This window comes from Polynucleobacter sp. 35-46-11 (assembly GCF_002281105.1).
In genome coordinates this window covers 1-4,221 of sequence record NZ_NCFJ01000199.1, presented here as the reverse complement: position 1 = coordinate 4,221, position 4,221 = coordinate 1, and the positions used below count along the sequence as shown (strand labels likewise).

The window sequence follows — 4,221 nt, the reverse complement described above, 5'->3', positions numbered from 1 at the left end:
ATCTCAGCCAAAGCGGCAAGACGGGGGTCAGGAACCTCAACCACACCCACATTGGGCTCGATCGTGCAGAAAGGATAGTTTTCCGCCGCGATTCCAGCTTTGGTAAGCGCGTTAAAGAGGGTAGATTTGCCGACGTTAGGCAGGCCGACGATGCCACATTTCAAAGACATAGCCGTATTGTAAAGGGCTAGTTTCGATATCATCGAGATATGTCAGAAGTTCAACAAAATTCCTCCGCTAAGTTGCCTAAAAATACCACCCAAATCAGGGGGGTTGATGTCGTCGTGGTGGGTGGAGGCATAGCAGGCAAGGCTTGCGCATTGGGTCTGGCCCAACTTGGACTTCAAACCATTCAAATTTCCCCCGACCTAGGGCAAGCGGTTCCCGCACCCCACGGCAATCAATGGGGGCAACGCATTTACGCCTTTTCTCCTAGCACCCAAAAATTACTTGCCCATCTACAGATTTGGGATGCAATTGATCACAGCCGGATGCAGCCCGTTCGAGATATGCGGATTTTTGGCGATCGCGGAGAAAAGCAGGATCAACTGCACCTATCTGCTTTTGAGGCTGGTACACCCCAATTAGCCTGGATTGGCGAATCGAATGTGATCGAGCACACTCTAGATCAAGCCTCACGCTTCCAAAATAAATTAGAGCGCATCAGCGATGCAGTCGAAAGTATTGAAGTAGATTCCGATGGGGCAACACTTCACCTCACAAATGGATCCACTCTACGCGCTCAACTCGTCATTGCTGCGGATGGAGCCAATTCACCTATACGTACTGAGCTAGGCATTTCTATAAAAGAAGAAAGTTATTCACAAAGTGCTGTAGTGGCTAATTGGATTTGCAGTAATGCACATTTAGAAACGGCCTACCAGTGGTTTTTGCCAGGGGGCGATATTGTGGCTATGCTGCCCTTACCGAACAAACAAGTTTCTATGGTGTGGTCTACTTCACCAGAAAATGCAGCGGAACTTTTAAAGCTAGATCAAGCAGCGTGGAATGATCGGTTTTCCTCAATTGCTCACGGAGCAATTCTTGCTCAACTTGGGGCTCTTAGCCTTAATTCAACGCCAGCCGCTTTTCCACTCAGACGAATTCGGGCAAGTCGCTTTATTGGCCCAGATGAAAATCCTAAGGTTGTGCTGATTGGTGATGCTGCCCATGTGATGCATCCCTTAGCTGGCCAGGGCTTGAACCTAGGATTAAGAGATGTAGCAACCCTGCTCCATATCTTGAGTCAACGTGAATCCTTCCGACTGCCAAACGATAAAGTTTTATTGCGTCGCTACGAGCGCCAACGTCAAGGTGATACCAGCGCTCTGCTCTGGGTGACAGACAAACTGAAGAAGCTATTTTCAGCAAGTAGTAGCACTGAAAAGCAATTACGCAATTGGGGACTGGGTATGGTCAATCGTAGTCACTTTATTAAACGGCGCCTTATTGAACGCGCCCTTGGAGATACTGATTTTGAATAAATTATTTTCTACAGTTGCCTTAGCTTGCTCTCTCACTTTTTTAGCGGGAGTAGTCAACGCACAATCGGAGCAACAAGTCCGATCTGAGTTACAAAAAAAGATTGGCCCAAACACCAAAATCAAAGGCGTCTCTCAATCACCCATTCCGGGAATATATGAGGTCTTGGTTGGAAATGATGTGTTTTATACCGATGCAAACAGCAAATACTTAATCCAGGGTGAAATCATTGAGATAGCCACAGGAAAAAATATTACCGAACAAAAGCAAGCAGATCTGAATCGCATTAAGTGGTCTGAGCTCAATCCAGCAAATGCATTAAAAGTAGTGCGTGGTAATGGCAGTAGGCAGCTGGCTATTTTTTCAGATCCAAATTGCGGCTACTGCAAGCGTTTGGATAAATCGTTGCAGCAACTAGATAACGTGACTATCTACACTTACTTAATTCCAATTCTGTCAGCCGACTCTGCACAGAAATCTAAACAAATTTGGTGCGCTGCTGACCCCCAGAAAGCTTATGTTGATTGGATGATTAATGGTGTTGCGCCCAGCGGCAAAAGCGACTGTGCCACTCCTTTAGATAAGAATATGGCCTTTGCCAAAACCTATGGCATAACAGGGACCCCAACTATTTTCTTTACTGATGGAAGTCGCTTCCCGGGTGCCGTTCAAATTACCGATATTGAAAAGAAATTTAGCAGCCTGAAGCAATAGGTGTAATAGGCAATAGTGATGAACAAATTAAATAACTCTGATCTACCTGTAATTCAATACACCATTTGGGCAGCTGATCTGCATGGTCACCGCTTTCATGTGAAGTTGCATATTGAAAACCCATTACCCAATGGACAAATTCTGCAAATACCCGCATGGATTCCAGGTAGCTATTTGATTCGAGACTTTAGTAAGCAAATTGAAACGATTGAAGCATTCGCACTTGATAACCCAAATGACGCGCTACCGTTAGAACGGATTGATAACAATCATTGGCGCTTGCCCCAGGTAGCTGGCGCAGTAGAAATCCTCACAACCGTTTATGCATTTGATTCTTCAGTGCGCGCCGCCTATCTCGATACTGAGCGTGCGTTTATTAATCCAAGCAGCTTATGTTTAGCAGTTAAAGGTCAAGAGTCTTTACCCTGCGCTTTAGTGTTGATTCCACCAAAAGATGCTTGTGCAAACTCATGGGCCGTTCAGACAGGCTTGCAGCCCGCTAAAGTAGATAGTCAAGGTTACGGCTTTTATCTTGCCAAAAACTATGATGACTTACTGGACCATCCGGTTGCCATGGGTGAGTTTCAGATTGCCCATTGGAAATCCAATGGTGTATCACACAGCATGGCGATACAAGGATGTATTCATGAAATTGATCTAGAGCGCTTAGCCACAGATCTTCAGGCTATCTGTACTTGTACCATCAACCTCTTTGAACCCAAGACTAAAAAAGCACCCTTCCAGAATTATTTATTTTTAGTTAATGCCGCTCTTTCTGGATACGGTGGACTCGAGCATCGTAATAGTACTGCCCTACTATGTCGTCGAGATCAGATTCCTCAAGTGAATACCCCTTTAGATGAAGTATCCTATCGTGAGTTTTTGGGTCTCTGTAGTCATGAGTATTTTCATGCTTGGTTAGTAAAACGTATTCAACCTAAAGCATTCCAACCCTATCAACTTGATCGCAGAAACCATACTCGCTTACTCTGGTTATTTGAAGGCTTTACAAGTTACTACGATGACTTGCAATTATTCCGCAGCAAACGAATTGATCTGAAGACTTACCTTAAGCTAGTCGCGAATAATTGGAATGGAATTTTACGCGGCCCAGGAAGACTAAAGCAAAGCCTTGCAGATAGCTCTTTTGATGCATGGACTAAGTACTATCAGGCTGATGAAAACACACCAAATGCGGTCGTAAGTTACTACGGCAAAGGCGCCTTGCTCGCGCTAGGTTTAGATCTCAAGATCCGCGCATTTACAGGCAACCGTCAATCCTTAGATGATTTGATGCGTCTCATCTGGCAAACCCATGGAGTCACGCTAGATGGCATTGCTGAAAATGGCTTAGATGGCTTGATGTTGAAATTGCTTGGCAAAGAATTCTCCAAAACTTGGAATGAATTTAAATCTCGTTATATTTTTAGCGCTCAAGATATTCCAATTCAAAAATGGATTGATTCAAAAACGATTTCGGTTGAACCGAAAGCCCATTCCAAGCTTGAGAAGATCAAACTGCAATTGGGGTTGCGCCATAGCGATATCAATGGTTGGCTCAAGGTGACGCATGTACTTGATGGTGGAGCTGCACAGTTAGCGGGTCTAGCTCCTGGAGATCTATTAGCCAGCATCAACGGTGAACGCATTACTACCTCCCGCTGGGATAAGGTGTTATCTAGCTTGATCACAGGGCAAGTCATTCAGATTTGCTTTTACCGAGATGATTTAGAGCATGAGTGCATGACTGTTCTTGAGGATGATCAAATTCCAACTCAATACACCCTGACACCTGCTGAGTAATGCATTCGTTTTCTGCAGCTGACATTCCAGAGGACTGGCGCACCCTACTCGGGGATTATTTTGAGTCTGCAGAGTGGCAAACACTGCAGACCAATCTTCGGTCTGAGCTAAATAGGGATGTAGAAAAAATTTGCCCTGAGCCGCAGAATTTCTTCAAAGCACTGACATTAACCCCGCTTACCAAGGTCAAGGTCGTGATTTTGGGGCAGGATCCGTATCACT

At 45.0% G+C, this 4,221-nt stretch carries 4 protein-coding genes and 1 pseudogene; 4 read left to right on the top strand and 1 reads right to left on the bottom strand.

The genetic code is table 11. The annotated features are described in order from the left end of the window. Positions 1-170 (bottom strand): GTPase (locus tag B7Y67_RS11705; RefSeq protein WP_293598794.1); only part of this gene is annotated, 170 nt, incomplete at its 3' end. A 39-nt stretch (positions 171-209) separates the two neighbouring features. Between B7Y67_RS11705 and B7Y67_RS11700 the strand changes: the two genes are divergently transcribed. From B7Y67_RS11700 to B7Y67_RS11685, 4 genes and pseudogenes are all read left to right on the top strand, one after another. Further along, positions 210-1,484: an FAD-dependent monooxygenase gene (locus B7Y67_RS11700; protein WP_293598793.1), complete on the top strand. Its 1,275-nt coding sequence runs from the start codon at positions 210-212 to the stop codon at positions 1,482-1,484. Then, on the top strand, positions 1,477-2,196 hold the full coding sequence (locus B7Y67_RS11695; RefSeq protein ID WP_293598792.1) for a DsbC family protein: 720 nt from the start codon (positions 1,477-1,479) through the stop codon (positions 2,194-2,196). Before B7Y67_RS11700 ends, B7Y67_RS11695 begins: the two co-directional genes overlap by 8 nt. Before the next feature lie 18 nt (positions 2,197-2,214). Next, on the top strand, positions 2,215-3,999 hold the full coding sequence (locus B7Y67_RS11690) for a M61 family metallopeptidase (protein WP_293598791.1): 1,785 nt from the start codon (positions 2,215-2,217) through the stop codon (positions 3,997-3,999). After that, positions 3,999-4,221: pseudogene (locus B7Y67_RS11685) on the top strand (uracil-DNA glycosylase); the annotation flags it as partial. The gene B7Y67_RS11690 and the pseudogene B7Y67_RS11685, both read left to right, overlap by 1 nt.